Source organism: Glycomyces sp. TRM65418 (genome assembly GCF_019710475.1).
Taxonomy (GTDB): domain Bacteria; phylum Actinomycetota; class Actinomycetes; order Mycobacteriales; family Micromonosporaceae; genus Glycomyces.
This window is the reverse complement of sequence record NZ_JAJFAX010000027.1, coordinates 1-755: the sequence shown is the minus strand read 5'-3', so window position 1 is coordinate 755 and position 755 is coordinate 1. Positions and strand designations below refer to the sequence as shown.

The window sequence follows — 755 nt, the reverse complement described above, 5'->3', positions numbered from 1 at the left end:
AGGGGGGTGATCCGATGGCCGCCGCAGCACTCACCGGGACCGACAACCACTCCCAAGCGCGAGCCATCCGATCCACCCTCGATGCGGCCGCTGATCTCATCAACACCCAGCACGCCCAGGTCCTGTCGGCAGTGATCGCGATGCAGGAACAGCACCTCCACCGCACCGCCTTCGGCTTCTCCGCCCTCCGCGACCTACTCCTGTCCCAATTCGACTTCACCTACAACACCGCCTCCTCCATCGCCGCCATCGCCAGACTCTCCAGGAAATTCCAGATCCTGGCCCAGGCGGCGACGAGCGGGCAGGCCCGGATCGACCAGATCGCCTACGCCCTCCGCCAACTCGACAAAACCCCCGCCATGCGCCTATTCGCCCGCACCCCCTTCCAGGCCCCGGTCGCCTCCCCCTTCGATGCTTCGGTCACCTGCCCCACCCCCGAACACCTCATCGCCCAGTACTGCACCCACGCCCCCTTCAAAGACCTCCAACGACACCTCGACGAGCTGACCGCGAACCTGGCCGAAGAGACCGCACTCCTTGCAAGCCTGGGCGAGCAATCCCTCCAATGGATCACGATCGCCGAAACCGGCAACGGCATGTGGCACCTCTCCGGCGAACTCTCCAACGAGACCGGGAGACTCCTCGACAAGTACCTCAAGACCACCTCCCCACCCCCCAGGCAGGAAGAACAGGACGCCGACGGCGCTCTCCCGGCCGCCCCCAACCGGCACGCCGAAGCCCTCCACCAACTCCTC

Annotated in this window: 1 protein-coding gene; it reads left to right on the top strand. The window is 66.1% G+C overall.

What is annotated here, in order from left to right; translation table 11 throughout:
* Positions 1–14: 14 nt before the first annotated feature.
* On the top strand, positions 15–755 hold a 741-nt coding region (locus tag K3N28_RS23170), incomplete at its 3' end, for a hypothetical protein (RefSeq protein WP_228095272.1).